At 35.7% G+C, this 19,180-nt stretch carries 16 protein-coding genes and 1 tRNA gene; 3 read left to right on the plus strand and 14 right to left on the minus strand.

Annotated elements, in window-relative coordinates:
- Positions 1 to 138 precede the first annotated feature (138 nt).
- The 8 genes from ACPWSR_RS06370 to ACPWSR_RS06405 form a co-directional block, all read right to left on the minus strand.
- Positions 139 to 2,211 carry a hypothetical protein gene (locus tag ACPWSR_RS06370; RefSeq protein ID WP_426350856.1) on the minus strand — a complete coding sequence of 691 codons (2,073 nt, stop codon included), beginning with the start codon at positions 2,209 to 2,211 and terminating at the stop codon, positions 139 to 141.
- 278 nt (positions 2,212 to 2,489) lie between these two features.
- Complete coding sequence (locus ACPWSR_RS06375; protein WP_426350857.1) at positions 2,490 to 2,846, minus strand: four helix bundle protein; 357 nt, start codon at positions 2,844 to 2,846, stop codon at positions 2,490 to 2,492.
- Positions 2,847 to 3,105: 259 nt separating this feature from the next.
- Positions 3,106 to 3,192: transfer RNA gene (locus tag ACPWSR_RS06380), tRNA-Leu, on the minus strand.
- 44 nt (positions 3,193 to 3,236) lie between these two features.
- Positions 3,237 to 3,674: a nucleoside deaminase gene (locus ACPWSR_RS06385; RefSeq protein ID WP_426350858.1), complete on the minus strand. Its 438-nt coding sequence runs from the start codon at positions 3,672 to 3,674 to the stop codon at positions 3,237 to 3,239.
- Between the two features lie 68 nt (positions 3,675 to 3,742).
- Positions 3,743 to 4,999, minus strand: coding sequence for an HlyC/CorC family transporter (locus tag ACPWSR_RS06390; RefSeq protein ID WP_426350859.1), 1,257 nt, complete (start codon positions 4,997 to 4,999; stop codon positions 3,743 to 3,745).
- Positions 5,000 to 5,112: 113 nt separating this feature from the next.
- Positions 5,113 to 5,751 (minus strand): ArsR/SmtB family transcription factor, encoded by a 639-nt coding sequence (locus ACPWSR_RS06395; RefSeq protein WP_426350860.1) that lies wholly within the window; start codon positions 5,749 to 5,751, stop codon positions 5,113 to 5,115.
- Between the two features lie 2 nt (positions 5,752 to 5,753).
- Complete coding sequence (locus tag ACPWSR_RS06400) at positions 5,754 to 7,034, minus strand: MFS transporter (protein WP_426350861.1); 1,281 nt, start codon at positions 7,032 to 7,034, stop codon at positions 5,754 to 5,756.
- Positions 7,035 to 7,273: 239 nt separating this feature from the next.
- Positions 7,274 to 7,672 carry a PH domain-containing protein gene (locus tag ACPWSR_RS06405; RefSeq protein WP_426350862.1) on the minus strand — a complete coding sequence of 133 codons (399 nt, stop codon included), beginning with the start codon at positions 7,670 to 7,672 and terminating at the stop codon, positions 7,274 to 7,276.
- A 520-nt stretch (positions 7,673 to 8,192) separates the two neighbouring features.
- Here ACPWSR_RS06405 and ACPWSR_RS06410 point away from each other — a divergent pair.
- Complete coding sequence (locus ACPWSR_RS06410) at positions 8,193 to 10,175, plus strand: LTA synthase family protein (RefSeq protein ID WP_426350863.1); 1,983 nt, start codon at positions 8,193 to 8,195, stop codon at positions 10,173 to 10,175.
- 200 nt (positions 10,176 to 10,375) lie between these two features.
- On the plus strand, positions 10,376 to 10,954 hold the full coding sequence (locus tag ACPWSR_RS06415) for a hypothetical protein (RefSeq protein ID WP_426350864.1): 579 nt from the start codon (positions 10,376 to 10,378) through the stop codon (positions 10,952 to 10,954).
- 17 nt (positions 10,955 to 10,971) lie between these two features.
- Here the strand turns inward: ACPWSR_RS06415 and ACPWSR_RS06420 are convergent, their stop codons facing one another.
- The 6 genes from ACPWSR_RS06420 to ACPWSR_RS06445 form a co-directional block, all read right to left on the minus strand.
- Entirely contained in the window at positions 10,972 to 12,399 is a 1,428-nt protein-coding gene (locus ACPWSR_RS06420) for a 4Fe-4S dicluster domain-containing protein (protein WP_426350865.1), read from the minus strand.
- 9 nt (positions 12,400 to 12,408) lie between these two features.
- The gene (locus ACPWSR_RS06425; RefSeq protein ID WP_426350866.1) at positions 12,409 to 13,581 is read right to left on the minus strand and encodes a SpoIIE family protein phosphatase; all 1,173 of its coding nucleotides are present in this window, start codon (positions 13,579 to 13,581) and stop codon (positions 12,409 to 12,411) included.
- Positions 13,574 to 15,250, minus strand: coding sequence for a [Fe-Fe] hydrogenase large subunit C-terminal domain-containing protein (locus ACPWSR_RS06430; RefSeq protein ID WP_426350867.1), 1,677 nt, complete (start codon positions 15,248 to 15,250; stop codon positions 13,574 to 13,576). The genes ACPWSR_RS06425 and ACPWSR_RS06430 overlap by 8 nt, the downstream gene beginning before the upstream one ends.
- Before the next feature lie 5 nt (positions 15,251 to 15,255).
- The gene (locus tag ACPWSR_RS06435; protein WP_426350868.1) at positions 15,256 to 15,516 is read right to left on the minus strand and encodes a (2Fe-2S) ferredoxin domain-containing protein; all 261 of its coding nucleotides are present in this window, start codon (positions 15,514 to 15,516) and stop codon (positions 15,256 to 15,258) included.
- A gap of 8 nt (positions 15,517 to 15,524) precedes the next feature.
- The gene (locus tag ACPWSR_RS06440; protein WP_426350869.1) at positions 15,525 to 15,764 is read right to left on the minus strand and encodes a (2Fe-2S) ferredoxin domain-containing protein; all 240 of its coding nucleotides are present in this window, start codon (positions 15,762 to 15,764) and stop codon (positions 15,525 to 15,527) included.
- Between the two features lie 194 nt (positions 15,765 to 15,958).
- Positions 15,959 to 16,861, minus strand: a complete 903-nt coding sequence (locus ACPWSR_RS06445; protein ID WP_426350870.1) for a LysR family transcriptional regulator — start codon at positions 16,859 to 16,861, stop codon at positions 15,959 to 15,961.
- Positions 16,862 to 17,449: 588 nt separating this feature from the next.
- Here ACPWSR_RS06445 and ACPWSR_RS06450 point away from each other — a divergent pair.
- Positions 17,450 to 18,988 (plus strand): P-loop ATPase, Sll1717 family, encoded by a 1,539-nt coding sequence (locus ACPWSR_RS06450; RefSeq protein WP_426350871.1) that lies wholly within the window; start codon positions 17,450 to 17,452, stop codon positions 18,986 to 18,988.
- Positions 18,989 to 19,180 lie beyond the last annotated feature (192 nt).

Here is a 19,180-nt window from a genome sequence, read left to right on the forward strand (position 1 = left end):
AACACCTTCTATGGTGAAGCCAGTCTTTTCATAAGCCTTACCCCCCTCTTGGATTATGAGATTAAATAAGTTAAGCTTCCGTTAATCATTTTACTCTCCTATGTTTTATAAAATTTATAAATAACAACAAATATATTTTTATGGTAGTATCGCTTCCTCCCAGGAAGTAACCTCAGGCCAGCCTGTTGTGTCAAAGGCCTTTCTTATTGCTAAGTAGTAATACTTAAGCTTTTCCTGCATATTCTTACCCTTCATATAATCAGGAGCTCCTTCCTTCAGCAGGCTATATTCCATAAGCCTCGCTCTATCCTCTGTGGGGAAGGTCTTAGAATAGGAGTCCACAAAGTAAACCTCATCTACTTCCCCTCTTTGTTCATAACCTTCACTCAGTGGAGTATATTCCGTGGAGCCATTATACTGATAGCTTTCACCATTTTCATCTAAATAATTGTAATAATAGGCAAAATCCTTAGGATTAAGCTCTCCCCATTGAGCCTCATTAAAATGCAAGCCATCGTTAACCATGCTAAGGCTATACAACCTTGTATCTATTGCATGAGCTAGTTCATGGGTAAAGGTTTTTCTAGTAGACTCAATATATTGTCCATTAAGCACAATATATTGCTTTCCATAATTATTAATAGTAAAGCCCACAGGATTATCAATATTCCCAGATATTATTGAAGAAATACTCCCAGTGATATAAATACCGATTCCTCCAGGGGAAGTATCCTTAAATTGACGAAAGAAATTCTCTGGATAAAGGCTCAGAGCATCTTCCAACGCAGTTAAGGCTTGATATGTCTCCGTTTCACTTTCTAGAGGAGTAACAGCATAATCCACAAAGCCAACTACAGCATTATCCCCAATATATATATTCACTCCATGCTTTTTTGATAGATAATCTGCATATTCACTTAATCTTCCATAGTATTTATTTTCTCTAGGGGCAACACTGCTATAGCTATCCCAATTCTCAGAAGACTTAAGAGACTTATTTATAGGAGCTTCTTTGCTTATATTCCATACAACAATATCCTGTAAAGCTCCTGCTCTAGTAATATTGAATATTAAGCTGGACTCATCTTCCGTAAGCTTCTCTGTCCCAAGAATACTTATATCCGTAAATAATTGCTCTTCAGGATATTCCTCTTCTTTAGCATAAGCCTCTTCTTCCACATAATTTATGAGATCAAAGGAGTAATCCCCCTCGTAGACAAGTTTCTTCTCTATAATGTTAATAGCCTTAAGTTTAGCAGTATTATCATCTATCAGAGAATAGAAATAAAGGTATCCGCTAGGCTCATGGACATAATATTCGAAGTAATATTCTTCTCCGGAAGCTATTTCAATAAAAGGCTCAAATATCCCTTCTTCCTGCTGATATAGAGCTATTAGTATCTTATCCTCATTTTGCCTGAGTCCATATACTTTTCCTTGAAGCTCAAATAAAGTGATTTCTGAAGGAAGCTCACAAATGACCTCACCCTTTTCCATGTCTACCAGCAGCTTTATAGCCTTCTGATCAATAAATCTTGTGGTTGAAATCACAGCGATTCCCTGATCTTCAAAGATATCTTCGAGGATAAGGTAGCTATAATCCATATTTTCTGTGTAGATTTCTGCAAGCTTTTCATCCTCAACAGAATATGAATTAAAATAATTGGTATCATAATCTATAAAATGAATACTATTATTTCTTTCTGAATATAAGCTATCATAAAATCTTAAATCCTCCAGAGAAGACTCCTTTACATTAGAGTACTTCTCATCGAAGGAATAAAGTCTCATAGTGGAGTTATCCTTTATCATAAGTGGAGAAGTATTTAAGATTTCAAAATTAAAATGACTGAGATAATAATCTCCCGTGCCAGTAAAAAGCTCTCCTTTATAAAGCTCCTTAAGCTTTCCTGAGTTCTCTGTCAATAGAACAATAGTATATTCATAGCTGCCCTCATCGGCATACATAATGATTATTCCATCCTCAGCCTTAGCAGAAGCGCAATATGAATATCCCTCTGGGATTCCCTCTTCTAAAAGGCTATAAAAAGCACCTTTATCATCCTGAGCCTTAAATATACCTAAGCTACTGCAGCCAGCTAAAAGTATAAGCATTCCTATAGCTAGGACTAAATAGCTAATTCTTTTCACCTTTTCCCTTAATGAATATAACTTTTTATGGTGTGTTGAATGAAATATATTATAGAACATCCCTTACCTCCCTGTAGGTTCCTTAATAAAAGATACGTAAAGAGAAGGGAATTTGATACATTTTAAGGAAATTAATTACACTTTATTTTTATTATTGTGTTTTTCGACATTTTATGATAAACTTCTTTCAGTTAGTCTAGACTAACTCAAGGGAGCTAATAGGACACAATTTTATTATATAACTGCCTCATACTTCCACATCTTTCATTGGAAGATTATTTATACATAATAAAAGAAACCTCTTTTGTGCTGGTGGGCAAGGGAGGTTTCTTTTCATCTCAATTATCCTTATTTCCTTTTGCTGTATTGATAGAAGCTATCAATATCACACGAATATTTGCACAAGCTGCATCTAGTGCTCTATATGTTTCAACATCAATATAGTCTGTTTTAAAGAGCAGCTCCAACCAGTAGCCCGTTTCATTGGCTTCTTTTAGTGCTATTTGAAGTTTTGCAATGAAGTCAGCCTTTCCATGAGCATACTGTGCTTCCCGAATATTAGCACCAATAGAAGTGCCACTTCTTCCTATCTGATTAGATATAATAGTTTCCTTATTTAGCTTTAATTCTTTTACGAGATTGATGATGGAGATTGCAAAATCCATGGATTGAACAGATAATTTGTCATTTCTCATATGGATCACCTCTTTTAAGAACAATATCATAAAATTTACATAATTTCAATGAAGTGTTTGCTTAGCAAACATGAAGCGGCGATGGTGTCGCCACGAAGCACTCCCTTACTCTCGTATGAAGCGAAGCGCCCTCTTAATGTGCAGCAGCACACTTCATGTCCGAAGGACACTTCATCAGCGCAGCGACTTCATGTGCCCCAAGGCGCGCTTCATTCGAAAAAGACCAGATTTGTCGCTTAGACAAATCTGGTCTTTTTCGTGGTGCGGGTAGCAGGACTTGAACCTGTATGAGGGAACCCTCACTAGAACCTGAATCTAGCGCGTCTGCCTATTCCGCCATACCCGCAGGCTACTATTTTATTATATCAGAATCTTTACAAAAATAAATAATTATTTTCTTCTTCTTAAAAAAAATTCTTTAAGAATATCTCCACATTCATCCCTAAGCTGCCAGTATAGTTTTGTGTGAAGGTGAAGGCTATCATTTTGAGGGATATTGATTATAGAGCCACAGGCTCCAGCTGCTGGATCAATAGCTCCTATGTAAACCTCAGGTATACGGGCTTGGGTTATGGCTCCTGCACACATGACGCAGGGCTCAAGGGTAACATAAAGCTGGCAGTCATTTAGCCTCCAGCTATTTAGCTTTTCAGATGCCTCTTTTATAGCAATGATTTCCGCATGAGCTAGAGGAGAATTTAAGTTTTCTCTGAGGTTGTGACCTCTCCCTATGATTTCTCCATTCCTTACTACTACAGCCCCTACGGGTACTTCCTCTTTAGAAAGAGCCTTTTTAGCCTCCTCTAAGGCTTCCAGCATAAAGTCCATATTATCACCTTTATTAATATTATTCTTTAGAAAATTATAGCTGCAAATTAATGCAGCTATAATAATACTTAGGTAAATATTCTTACCTTCTTAATTCTATTTTTATCTATATCTTCTACGATAAATTTAATGTGCTGATACTGAATCTCCTCATCCTGTTCAGGAAATCTACCAAGCTGTCCAATGACAAAGCCACCTACGGAATCAAATTCCTCTGATTCAATATTCGTTCCTATCATATCATTAAGATCAGAGATTCTTGTGCTTCCAGTCACCACATATTCATCTTCTTTAATTACTTCTATTTCTTTATCTTCTTCATCATCATATTCGTCTTCAATATCCCCTACTATTTCCTCTATGAGGTCTTCTATACTAATAAGACCTACAGTGCCACCATACTCATCTAAAACTACAGAGAGATGATTTCTGCTCTTCTTCATCTCAGCAAATAAGTCTGTGATCTTTTTAAATTCAAAGGTATAATAGGGAACTCTCATTAGCTTTGTAATATCAAAGTTCTCTTCATCCATGTCTGTTACTAGCAGGTCCTTAGCATATAAAATACCTACTATATCATCTATTGTTTCCTCATAAACGGGAATTCTGGAAAACTGCTGTTCCTTTATTACCTGAAGAATCTCATAATAGCTAGCTTCCGTATCTACTGCAACAATATCTACTCTCTGAACCATTACATCCTTAACCTGAAGATCACCAAATTCAAACACATTATATATCATCTGCTTTTCTCCAGTCTCCAGGACACCCTCTTCCTCACTGACATCCACTATGGTCCTGAGCTCCTCTTGAGTTATAAAGGGCTGGTTAGCATTGGGATTGCCTCCAAATAGCCTTATAAAGAAGGAGGATATGAAGGTAAATACAGCAACTAATGGTCTAAAGATAAATACTACAAAAGCAATAGGTCTGCTCACCTTTAAGGAAATCTTCTCAGAGTACTGTGCTGCTAAGGACTTAGGAGTAATTTCTCCAAATATCAGTACCAAAAGAGTCATAACCCCTGTAGCCAGAGCCACCCCAGAGCTTCCTAAGGCATCATAAGCTATTGTAGTTGCAAGGGAAGAAGCCCCTATATTAACAAGATTATTACCAACAAGTATACTTCCTAAAAGTCTTTGTGGGTTCTCAACTAGCTTTTCCACAAGCTTTGCATTTTTCACATTATCCTCTACCATATGCCTTATCCTTATCTTACTAAGGGCCATAAGGGCAGTTTCTGACATAGAGAAAAATCCAGAAAGGAAAAGCAAAATAATTAGTGCAACGATCTCCCACGTACTACCAGGTTCCAAAAATACCACACTCCTAAGTCTTCATTGTAATTTTAATTATATTTTATACGATAATCATTATAGCATATAATATTATAGCATATATAGATATGGAACTTAACCGATTTATCAGAATAAAGCAGCTAATCTTTATTTACAATAGAAAATAAAAGATGCACCTTGTGAAAACTCCGTTCATCCACCTTATGAACACTTTCTTCATTCACCTTATGAACACTTCCTTCATCCACTTTCTCCACACCTTCTCTTTTCTTCCTACTGCCTTTATTTTTTATAGTTTTAACATACTCAATAAGCTCATTCATTTCTTCTACTGTTAAAGAAAGATCTGAGGCGCTGATTATCATTGGAGTAATTTCCTTAGAGCTATCCCCACTGTTTATAGCTCCTCTGATTGTCTCCAGGCTCTCATCATAAACACTTTTAATTGTTTTATAGGCTTCATTTAAAAAGAGAGGATTATGCTGTTCCTCCTCATACCCTTCTATAGTATAGGTATCTGCAGTCTTTTTATAATACTTGGCTACAATACCATTAATCACCTCAGTTTTTACTATTTCAATAACCCCTACTTTTTCAAGCTTTTTGATATGGTAGTAGACCTTAGAAGGAACCTCTTCCATTTCTTCTGCCACCATACTGGCTGTAGCACCTTCTTCATAGGAAGAAAGGACCCTTAATATTTTTAACCTATAAGGATCCGATACAGCTTTAATTTCTTCGGTTGTCTTTAAAATCATATTATCCTTCAAATCAATCATCCTTAATGGGTACTTAATCTTCCTCCAAGCCACATATAAAGGGAAGTTACGATAATTATAGCACCCATAATTAAGAAAATCAATGAAGCTGCCAGGTACTCAGCCATTACCCCGGTGAGAGCTGCTCCTATAGGCATTACCCCCGTGGCAATTAAGGATATTATTCCACTGACTCTTCCTAAATATCTTTTATCAGTTTTAGAAAGAATATATCCATTTATCGGGGCTGTCATTCCAGGAACCATGAATCCCATAAGGAAGAAGCAAACCGATGATACAATAACTGCTCCCGTAGTTAATACAGAAGGTAGAATCAATAATGCATATACAGCTCCAAAAATTAAGGAAGAAGTAATCAAAAGACTGTTACCTTTAAATTTATGGGCTAAGGCTGCCACAGCTACTCCTCCTATGATTGTACCTAAGGTGAGGCTCATAAGTAAAATACTGAGAGTTTCCGGTCCTCCTAACAGCACCTTATCTGTAAATATTGGGGTAAGAATATTTAAAGGAGAGAGGCAGAAATTTATCACTGCAAAAAGCACTATAACCATCATTATAAACTTATTTAACTTAATATAACTGAACCCTTCCTTAATCTCCCTTAAGCCACTTTTAAGGTTTAAGGCTTCAGGTAACTCTTCCTTTTCTTTTGCTTCAAGCTTCATTGTACTAATAATCATAGCTCCAGCAAAAAAGGTTAAGGCATCTACCACAAGGGCTCCTGTAATGGATATCTGAGCTATGATAATTCCAGCCATCCCTGTTCCTATAAGCTCTAAGGTTCTGTAAAGGGAATTAGAAAAGGCTGAAGCCTTAGTGAAGGCTTCCTCAGGAAGAAGCTCCGGGGTAATTGCTGTTACAGCAGGGTGCATTAATATCTCCAGGGTAGAGTTAAAGGCCGTTAAGGCAAAAATATGCCAAAGGCTTAGGGTATTTGTATAGTAGAGCATAGATATAATAGCAACGGACATGCCTCTTCCTAAATAGCTGTATATTATTAGCTTCTTTTTATTTAACCTGTCGGCTAATAGTCCCGTAAAGGCTCCAAATAAAAGATTAGGAAGACTGTTAACAGCAAAGGTTATCCCTAGCAGCATCTCTGAGCCTGTAAACATATATACAAGCCAGCTGAAGGCTATGGCATCAATGGAATCCCCAAAACGGGAGATACTGTTAGCTATTAATAGCTTTCTATAATTTTTATATTTAAAAAGGAAAAACATATTGGCTAAGGATAACTTCTTTTTAGAATTCTTAGTGGTAGTAGCTGTGTTTTCCATAAGCTCACTCCTATAAAATTATTTTAACGTTAAAATATTTTTAACGTTAAAATAATTTTATAGTACTTTTCAATTTCTGTCAATTGGTAAATAAAAAAAAGTGAAGAATCCACAGGGAATTCTTCACGTCTATAATTTTAAGGGTATTTATAGAAAAATCATCTAAGATTATATTATTCTTATTATGTGATGAAATTATGATGGCTATAAGAAGGTTATGAAAATACCAGTATTTATCATTAAGCTTCTATATCTTCATCCTTATCTATATCATCTATTGGGCTGTGTTCACCCATGTATTCTCCTACCCTGACCCTTCTAGCAAGCTTCATCTCCTCAACCTGTTGATGAAGCAGCTCCTTAACCTCATAAGCCCTCTTAATATTCTTAAGCTCCAATACAGGAGTACTCTTATCGGAGGATTGCAGAATTATAGTCCCAACACCTAAAAGCTTTTGTCCAAAGCTTCTGCTGAGTCCTATATCTCTTATTCTATATAACAAAACCTCATCATACTTTGTGCTCAGAAGACCTACCTCACAAAATAACCTATCCTGAGTTAGAGAATACTTTGTAAAGGATATAGGCATACCGAGAATTCTTTTTCTATCCTTCCATATATATTGCTTAGCTGACATAAACCTCTCCCCTTAAATTTATTATCAATATATATTATATATAATTTATATCATTAATAACAGAATATTATAAATTCTACTACATAAACTAGTTGTATTCAGCATTCTAATTATTGAGATATCTCTACTTATCTATAGTAAATCTAAATATTAATCGATTTAAATCGACAAATATATTGGCAAATATGTAACTAAGGTGTATATTAAATCTTATAGGAATTATAACTAAGGCTTAATTAACTTATTTATAATTCTCTATTTATCTCTATTTTAGTATTTATTAAAATTCACATTCCCTTAACATTACTTCCAAACTCTGCTCACAATAAAGCTATATTATATCATTAGCGCATTATACTTATTTCATAAGTGCAACTTTTATAAAACTATAACGTATATAATAATGTAAATTACTATTATATACGCCCTTAACCTATGAACTACACCAATGATAAACTTCAATAAATTAATTACTCAATAGCTATATTAATATCTAAAAAATTTATATAAAGGTGATAATATGAAAAAAATATATCAATTAATAAATCGGCTTTATGAAAGGCCGTTGCTTTTTTGCATTACATTATCTCTTTTATTAAACTTAGTAATAGAATCCTTAAGTAGAAGATCTATCATAGGCGGATTTGTTCATTTATTTGCTCATCCCGCTAACTTTTTATACAATTCACTTATTATTCTCCTAACTCTATCCCTGGCACTGCTCATAAAAAGGAGAACCTTTGCTCTCAGCATTGTGACCTTAGGATGGCTTGGTCTAGGAATAGCTGATTGCATTATAAGAGGATTTAGGACAACCCCTCTTAGAGCTGTAGACTTTAGAGTTATAAAATCAGCTATAAGCCTTATCAACATATATTTTAATCCTTTAGAGCTTGTTCTTATTATAATTGCTATAGCCTTAGTTATAGTAGGAATAGTATATATATGGATTAAGGCTCCAAAGCAGAGGACCTATTCCTTCAGAGGCTTTTTAATGGTTTCTATTATTGGAATAACTCTAATCCTGGCTACTGATGTATCTGCAAAGGCAGGTGTTATATCTACTACCTTTGAGAACATAGCCAACGCTTATGAAAATTATGGCTTCGTGTACTGTTTTTCCAGAAGCGTTGTGGATATTGGAATAAATAAACCAGAGGATTATTCTGAAGAAATGGTAGCTTCCATCTCAAATAAAATAGGAGATGAAAGCCCTACACCAGAGAAGACCCCCAATATTATTATGCTGCAGCTGGAATCCTTCTTTGATGTAGCAAGGCTAAAAAATATGACCTTCTCTGAAGACCCAATACCTGTATTTCACTCTCTTCTTGATAACTATTCCTCAGGTCTTTTCAAAGCACCGGTTATAGGAGCAGGAACGGCTAATACAGAATTTGAGGTTATCACTCAAATGACCACAGAATACTTTGGGTCAGGAGAATATCCTTATACCACTATATTACAGGAATCAACCAGTGAATCAGTTCCTTATAACCTAAAGGAATTAGGCTATACAGCTCATGCTATTCACAATAATACAGGAACCTTTTATGATAGAAATCTAATATACAGCATGCTTGGCTTTGATACCTTTACCTCTTCAGAATACATGAAGGATTTAGAGGAAACACCCTTAGGCTGGTATAAGGATAAGGTGCTTATAGAAAGCATATTAAATGCTCTTAGCTCCACAGATGGACAAGACTACCTATATACTATCTCTGTTCAGGGTCACGGTAAATATCCCACTACCCCTGTGGACTATAATAAGATCATATCCGTTACCTCAGATGATTTAACCGAGGGTGAGATCAACGCCATGGAATACTATGTGAATCAGCTAAGAGAGATGGATAACTTTATAAAGGAATTAGTTGAAACGTTGAATAGCTATGAAGAGCCAGTGGTATTAGTACTATACGGAGATCACCTTCCATCCCTAAATATTCAGGATGAGGATTTATCTACCGGTGATACTTATACTACAGAGTACGTTATCTGGAGCAACTTTGAAATGGAAAATAAGAATAGGGATTTGGCTGCCTGGCAGCTCTCCTCAGAGGTTTTAGATAGACTAGGAATAGATAAAGGAACCCTTACTAGGTTCCATCAAAGGACTCAGGAGCAAGAGGATTATAAAGAAATGCTTCATGCTCTTCAATACGATATGCTTTATGGCAAAAAATACATTTATAATCAAGAAGCAATATACGAACCGACAGAGCTAAAGATGGGCGTTTTGGATATTAAGCTCACAGATTATGAGCTAGAGGCTTCAGCTCTATATGTTAGCGGTGAAAACTTCACTGAATGGAGCAGGATTTACGTGAACGATGATCCTGTAGAAACAGTATATATTGATGAAAATACTTTAATGACAGAGGACATAAAAATTGAAGACGGTGATTCTATATCAGTAAAACAGGTATCCAAGGGAAAAGAAATCTTAAGCTCTACTAGCAGCCTTCTATATTATTCTGATATAAAGGTGAACTATTAAAGCCTTTTCAAAGTTATACTTAGAGCTATATATAAAGGATATATATAAAAAATGAGCAAAAGCCATAGCCTTAATGAATAAGGCCATGGCTTTTTTTATAATAAATATTTAACTTAATGTTAAAAATTATACTTTTTAACCGTTTTGTAGTGGAAATACTTCCCAGCGTATGCCATAATGTTTTCTGGGAGGCGATAAATATGATAAACTTTAAAGATAGATTCATAGATAATGATAAAATAAGATACTTAGCTTCATTAATAGCTTTATTTTCTGCAGCTATCTTTGCTGTATCTCAAATCCATCATCTTTTTTCTAAAAATACTATAGAGGTGGTTTATTATTTATTTACTACTGTTATAATGGTTATATTTCCCATGCACTCCATAAAATTAAAAGACAAAAAAGCCTCCATGGTTCTAATACCCTTTAATATTATATCTATTGCCTTTATTTTTGATTCTTCACCTATACTTCATTTATTTATAGAAGGACGTAATAATATATTTTCCTCACCCTTAGTTCTTGATATTTTTTCCATGGTATTCATCGTTATATCCTTATGCCTAATGATTGCCTTTTCCTTATTTTTGACTAAAGGAGTATATAAGAATTTAGTTCTCTATCTTGCAATTATTAATGTATCTCTCTTAATAATTCAGGAGGCTTATAACTATATAATTTACGATGTATATTACTTTCCCTGGAGCTATCTTTACAAGGCGCTTTTCTTTGCCTCTGTATTTTTACTCTCCTACTCCATGGAGAAGAGTAATTGATAAATGACTATCTTATATTACTTTAAAACACTAATAGCGTCAGTGATTGTTTTTTCATAGGCTTCTTTTCCGTACTTATCCACGTCCTGCTTACTTTTAGGACCATGGGTCAGGCAACCAGCACCACCGATACAGCCTCCCACACAGGCCATTCCTTCAATAAAATTACCATCAAGGACATTTTTTGATGCCTTTAGAAGGGCAGTACGGCACTCCTCTATTCCATCACAGGCAACAGCCTTTACGTCAAAATCCTCAATTCCCTGCTCCTTAAGAGCCTCCACAACAGCATCAGAAAGACCACCGCTGCGAGCAAAAATCCTTCCATAGTAGGAGGCATTATCAAGAACATCCTCCTGAAGCTTCGTAATATCTAAATCACGGCTATCAAAAAGCGCCTGCAATTCTTCAAAGGTCATTACACTATCTATGTAAGGGTTCACCTCAGGCTTTTGAAACTCCATCTTCTTAGCAGTACAGGGTCCTATAAAAACCACCTTATCTTCAGGGGATCCCTCTTTTATGTATTTTGCAAGAGCAGCCATTGGGGATAAATTATGAGAAATATTAGCTTCCATTTGAGGAAACTCCTTCTTAACATAGCTTACAAAAGCAGGGCAGCAGGAGCTGGTTAAAAAGCCCTTTTCCACAAGCTCCTTAGATTCAGAGTAGGCTACCATATCTGCACCTAAAGCAGCCTCGATTACAGTATAAAAGCCAAGCTCTTTTATGCCGCTGATAACTTGTCCTAACTTCCCATAGGTAAACTGACTGGATATAGAAGGTGCAACAAGAGCATAAACCTTATACTTTTTGTTGTTACCACTCTTTTTAATCATATCAATAACATTTGTTATATATGACTTATCCATAATTGCCCCCCAAGGACACTGATATACACAGGCTCCACAGGAAATACACTTGCTGTTATCTATCTTTGCTACCTTGTTATCATCCATAGAAATAGCCTTTGCCTTACAGGAACGTTCACAGGGTCTCTTAAAATCCATGATAGCACTATAAGGACAAACCTTAGCACACTGTCCACATTCAACACATTTCGATTTATCAATGTGGGCTGTATGATTGCTGTCAAAGGTTATCGCTCCTCTCTTGCATACATCCTCACAGCGATGAGCAAGGCAACCTCTACACGCAGCAGTTACCTCATAGCCTCCCATTGGACATTCATCACAGGCTATGTCAATAACCTCTATAACATTTGGATTACTTTTATCTCCTCCCATAGCCATCTTCACTCTTTCAGAAAGAATTGCCCTCTCCTTATAGACACAGCACCTCATAGTAGACTCTCTCCCAGGAATTATCCTCTTGGGGATATCCATAACCTTTTCCAGTATTTTATCATTCCATGCTTCTCTTGCCACCTCACGAAGCACCTTATATTTTAAATGCTGTACCTTAGTATCAAATTTCTTTACCATAAGACCTCCTTAGAAATAGCTAACTTTTATCCTTTTACCCATCTTTTTAAGACATTCTGACAGCTCTGAAACAAGATTCATCTTAATACTAAAATTAATAGGAAGCTCAGGATTCTGATGGGCAGGATTTATAGCTCTCCCTACAAAAAAGTTAATATCCGTTGCTTCTTCAAAGAGCAGTCTAGCAATAAGTGAGGCTCCATCCCGTTTATAGCTCCACTGCTGGTATGATTCATTACCTTCAAGATAATCCTTTGCATAGGTCAATACCTTATTCACTGTTATGACACCTTCAGTGACAAGATCCACTCCTTCTATAGTAGCTATAGGAGGCACCTCGTCATCAATAAACTCCAGGCTTGGCACTAAGGCTTTCCCAAGATATTTAGCAACAATGGAGGAAGTAGTACCTCCGCAGACAATATGCTTCCCTATCTTTGAAAAGAATAGAGACATCATTTTGTCGCAATCATCTCTATTTGCTGGTGGACCAAACAAAAGATTCATCGGCTCTCTTTTACGAATTCGAACAGTACATACCGTAGCATCATCTCCAGGCTTATTGTCATAAAGCTTATTAACCTCATTAAGTAAAATTGTTGAAAGGGTTTTAGCAGTATAGCCCGCATCATAAAACATCTCCATAAAGGAAATGATATCCTCTCTCCTCCAGCCAAAATTAAAGGCCAGACCGACTCCTGCATGAGGACAACCATCACTCATAGCTATAAATACGTCATTTTCCTGGAGTTTAATTTTCGACTCATATATCTTTTTACCATCAATATTCATTTCAGTTCTTGGATATTCATAATTTTTACCTTCCCTAAGGAGTATTACCATGGGATTGTCATACTGTATTATTTCTGCCTCCTCATTATCCTTAATACATATTATTGTAAAGGTAGAGTAGGCCACTCCCCTCACAGAGCAAACAGGGAGTGTTGCTGCAATGGTTCTAACGCAATCTAGAATAGAAAGGCCCTCGGCAATCATGGTGGATATGATTTTTGAGGTGAGAGTAGATAAGATATTTGCCTTCACACCACTTCCCAGACCATCTGCCAAAACAATAACTGAAGAGCCTTCATTTTGCTCCACTACCTCCACATTATCTCCACAAAGCTGTTCTCCTACATGGTTAATGCTTTGATAGCCAATATCTGCACACAGGTTATTCATTAGAAATCGACTCCTTAAGCTTAGCCAAAGCTATTTTTGTCTCTGCAGCAGTTTCACCAAGTAAGGATGCAATTTCCTGAACAACACGCATTTGTTTATCCACAACCTTATCAGCAATCTCTACTGTTTGACGGCTGATGCTTTCTTTCTTTGTCCTCTGCACTTCCTCCTCTGTGACATCTCGGAGGATGGATATGAGAAGGTTATTTTCTTTATCAATAACCACCGTCTGATCAATATATATATTGTACTCTGCAAGATATACCCTCCTATAATGAGAATTGCGGCCTGTTCTTTTTACTTCCAGAAATACCTTGGGATCCAATATCCTCACTACTGGTTCTCCCATAACATCTGAAACCCTCGGTATATTCATCATTTTAAGAGCCGCACGATTAATCTGCTGCACCTCCAGCTCCTCATTGAGAACAATAATTCCGTTGGGAGTGTTATTTATAATATTATCGGAAAAGTTTTCAGCCTTCTCCTTTAAGAATGGCAGGCACATAGAAATATCTGCTTTTCCTTGTATAATGGCAGCAGCTTTTTCACGACAGGTATTATAGCCACAGGACCCACAGTTAAGCTCGTCCTCCTTTTTCGTTTTACCCATCTGCCTCAGCACCTGGTTAATTTCTATATCATCAGGAAGCCTAGTGTTGCATTTAGCAAAGTCAAATATCTTTTTAAGCTCTAGCTCATCAGGCTGCTCTACTTTAAAGTCATTTCTACCAGCATAATTAGATACAGTTAAATAATCCTGCACTGGTGACCGGCGGTACTTTTCCATCACAGGTCCTCCTATGCAGCTTCCGGTGCATGCTGACATCTCTATAAAACATTTATGGATTTTTCCACTTTCTATATCCTGTAGAGCTGCTATACAGTTCTCCTTACCATCAACGGCAAGGTAAGTATATTCCTCTAAATCCTGTGCCATGGTTTTTAATATCCCCCCAGTAGTAGGGAAATAGCGAGCCCTGCTATCCTCCTTTGCTTGAGTCTTATTCTCTAAGACAATCCCTTTCTCTTGAAACCAGCTGGTGAGCTCCTCATAGGTGAGAACCTCATCAACGAAGCCCTCATAGGAATAGGCCTCATCCTTTTTTGCCACACAGGGGCCTATAAAAACAACCTTTGCCCCAGGATATCTCTTTTTAATATCTCTTCCATGAGCCTGCATGGGAGATAGTACCTTTGCAAGATAAGGAAGCTCTTTTGGAAAATACTTTTGAATTAGAAGGTTTACTGAATGGCAGCAGGAGGAAATGAGCACCTCAGGACTTTCTTCCTTTAAAATACGCTCATACTCTGATTTTACAAAGGTAGCTCCTATAGCTGTTTCCTCAGCAGAATAGAAGCCAAGCTTTTTAAGACCTTCTTCTAAGCTTTCAATGCCAACCCCTTGATAGTTTGCTATAAAGGAAGGAGCAACACTGGCAATTACGGGAGCGCCTGATTGTATCATCACTCTTACTGCTTCTGTGCTATCAGTAATTTCCTTAGCATTTTGAGGACACACCACGAAGCACTGACCGCAGAGTATGCACTCATCCCTAACTATATGTGCCTGATTTCCTGAAAACCTTATGGACTTTACAGGGCAATGTCGTATGCACTTATAACAATTTTTACAATTAGACTTTTTAAGTCTTAAAAATTCAGCCATTAAGTCTAGCTCCTTTCTGCCCGTATTCTTGTTAAAACCTGTTCATTAAAAAAATCCTTGAATCCATCCTTGGTGACACCTGTAAATATCTCATCGTCCACCTGCAGGGTAACCCCTTCTCTGTTGCACTTTCCAATACAAAAGCTCCCTACAAGAGTTATCTCTTCTGATAAGCTGTAGCTTTCAACTGCATCCTGAAACATCTTTACAAGCTCCTGTGATCCCTTAAGATAACAAGAGCTCCCAATACATATCTGTATTATCATGATTTTATTCACACCCTACTAATAACTTCTTTTTGAAAAAAATCTTTTACATTTTTCGATGTTAAAGAAAACTTCTCCCCATCAAGGCTCACAGAAACTCCTTCCTGACAGCGTCCCATACAGAACACACCTGACAAATGAACTTCTTCCTCGAGATTATTTTCAGAGATCAGTTGCTGCAGCTCTTCAACCACCTGTCTAGAACCCTTAAGGTGGCAGGATGAGCCAATGCATACCGTTATTTTCATAATTATGCTTCTCCTTTACTTTTCTTCTACCTTATATATTATTTTAAAATTTTCATAACCTTGTTATTATTTTAACAAATCTTTCGACAATTTTGGCATAAAAAAAAGTTATATCGATATAAGTATATCGGTATAACAGCATAAAATAAGGTTGTCTCTATTCTAACTTCTTAGGGTTACCTATATATATTTCCTTATAAATATCTTCGTTTTGCATCCAATAAAGCATTGATAAACTTATTATCTAAATCAGATAGCTTATATCTTTTTCTATATATCAATACATCCCTGTAAAGCTTAGTATTTTCCCTGCAGCTTAATTGAATCAAATTATATTTCTTTAAAAGGTCCTTAGGAATGGGTGATACCCACATAAAGGCATTATGAAGACTTTCTAAAAGAGTAAACTGACTTGCCCTTTCATAAACATAAATCTTTTTATCCACTATATTAGATAGCTCCGATTTCCTTACACTTATATGGTCTTCATTTCCTATTTCTATGTAATCTGACAGATCTTCTAAGCAAACCTCCTCCTTATTAGCTAGAGGGCTTCTCTTTGACATGAGCAAAACATTGAAAAACTCCGAAACAGTTTCACTATTAAGCTTCTTTTCATAAAAAATATTCTTAAAATATTTGCTTAAGCTTTCCTCATACCGTATAATTCCCAAATTATAATCCTCATTAATAACACATTTAATTGCATCCATTGAATCAGTTTCCTTATAATAAATTTCCGCAGGAGAATCTTTTTCTATGCACTTACCGAACTCCGTCATAGCACATGATATGTAGCTTGCTCTAGGAACACAGGCAGAAAACCGCTGCTTATGCTGCTTCTTATCCTTATACATAGTCTCTAGCTCATCAAGTTTAGTGACTATATTCTTTGCATAAAGAACAAATTCTTCACCTTCAGCGGTAAGGGTCATTCCCCTGGAGTTTCTTTTAAAAATTGTAATGCCAAGATTCTCCTCCAGCTCTTTGATGGCACGGCTTAGATTCGGCTGAGTTGTATATAGATTTTCTGCCGCCTGGCTTATTGACTTAGTTTTTGCTACCTCAACGGCATATTTCACATGCAGTATATTCATATAAAATCCCCTTTTCAAAACCACAGCTTCCATAGACAAATAGTCTACATATATTATATACCTGAATTAGGCCATAAACGATTTATTATTTAAAATTGTTCTATTTTTCTGCATTTATTTTCATCTAACTAAGCTTTTCTTTACACTATTTAACATATTATATATATTTTTTATTATAATTTTAAACTTTATTATATTACATTTCAAACAATCCTTTTCAAGGGCTTATGTAAAATATGTACTATTTCTAGTTTGTGAAAAAAGAATAAATATTTTATTTCTAATATTTGTAATTTATTTAATAATGTCTTATAATTAGATTATTATCCAAATTAAAATTAACATTTTTATATAATAATTGTTACTCAATTATTTCTCAGTTTTCATCAAATGATTTGTTATTTATTTATCTAAGCTTTACTGTGTTTTCTATAGTTATTTCTTATTGTATATTATCCATCTACAGCCTGTTTCCGTTTATAATATGCCTGTTTAAATTTTTACCATCTCATATTTTTTACCTATTACATAAAATGCATTCTCCATTATACATCAGGGTATCCCTGCAGCTATGGGAAAGGAGTTATTATGGCCATAAGGTTAAAGGATATTTATATCGGCAACACCAACGGTGATGACGAAGCTAACCACAGTAACTTTAAAGAGTTATTTTATAAGGATAATGAAAAATATTATGAGATATTAAATGATAACCTGAAATTCATAGTTTCCGGTCAAAAAGGCAGCGGTAAGACCATTCTAGGAAGATATATTCATGCTGAAATAAACTCACAGGAAAACAGCATATGCAATATTATAAATAAAAACCTTTTTACCTTTCAAAAGCTCATTGAAATAGGTCCTGACCATTTAGATATGGATGAGTATACTTCCTTTTATAAATGGGTGCTTTATAGAGAAATAAGTAAATGCATCCTCTGCAAAGATATAAATCCCTTTGAGAAAAAGGACAAGACCTTATTAAAAAGAATAGCTGATACCATGAGATATAAATCGAGTCTCCGTAACCTTAAAGCTTTTTTTAATGTTAGATATCAAAAAGGAAATTATAAATATGATTCTTATACTACGGAGGATCAGCTTTACGGCAGCGGAAATATAGAAGGGGTATTTCATAATTATAAAGCAAGCCTTAATGCCTTAAAGAAGAAGGTAAAAAAATATGATTCTAAGAAGTATTATGAATGCCTCCTGGAGGTTCAGAATTGGATATTTACCTGTCTTTCCTTTGTAAATGTCATAATTATTTTAGACGATTTAGACGAGCTAGAGCTTAAGCTAGATGATTCAAATGACAGTGTTAGGTTTCTCTTAAGACTCATTGAGGCGGTAAATGAAATCAACATCTTATTTAGCGAGCATAACATAAAGGGATCAAAATGTATAATCCTAATGAGAACTGATATACTTCAAGAGATAAATAAACACTCCTCAAACCTGAGCAAAATCAGAGAGGATAAGGAGGTAAACCTCTACTGGATAGATAAGAACTATAATTCTCCCCATGAGCATGTATTAATGGAAATGATACTGAACAAAATCAAGGTATCCTGCAGCAGTCTGTCAGGGTTAAGCAATGAAGAGCTTTATAATACACTGTTTCCCGAAAAGATAGATAATAAGGATATGGTGAGGTATATAATAGATTACAGCTTTGGTAGACCTAGAGACTTTATCCGCTACCTTCAAATTGTCATGCGGGAATTCCCTAATGAAACGAAGATAACCAGCAGGATGCTTGCTCATTGTAAAAAGGATTATTCAGATAAATTCTGCAGCGAGCTTTATAATGAGCTATACATTCATCTGGACAATGAATATGTTGATCAGCTCCTGGGCTTACTAAAGGATTTAAGAAAAAAGTCCTTTAACTACTCTAACATAGAAAAATTCTATATAGAGCGCCGGGAGGACTATCCCAAAATTACAAGCATAAAGTCAGCCATAGAAAGCTTATATAAATACAGTATAATAGGCAACACCTGGAAGAAGGGAGATCAACTCCGATTCTCCTGGGCCTATAGAAGAGATGGAGACAAAAATATAGACTTTAGCAAAAGATTCACCGTTCATTTTGCCTTAAGAAGATATTTGTTTTTAGAATAAATACAGAAATGTAAAAAAGCACAAATTCTCAATTTGTGCTTTTATCTTCGGGCATCTACATCCCTACTACAGTAATGGGCATCTACATCCCATAATACCTTCTAAACAAGCATTTCTAGGCCTATTTAGTATCTATATAGATTTTTAAATTTCCAATTCATCTGCGATTATTGCACACTTAATTATTGTAAA

The organism is Alloiococcus sp. CFN-8, from assembly GCF_049943125.1.
GTDB lineage: Bacteria > Bacillota > Clostridia > Clostridiales > Clostridiaceae > JAEXZL01.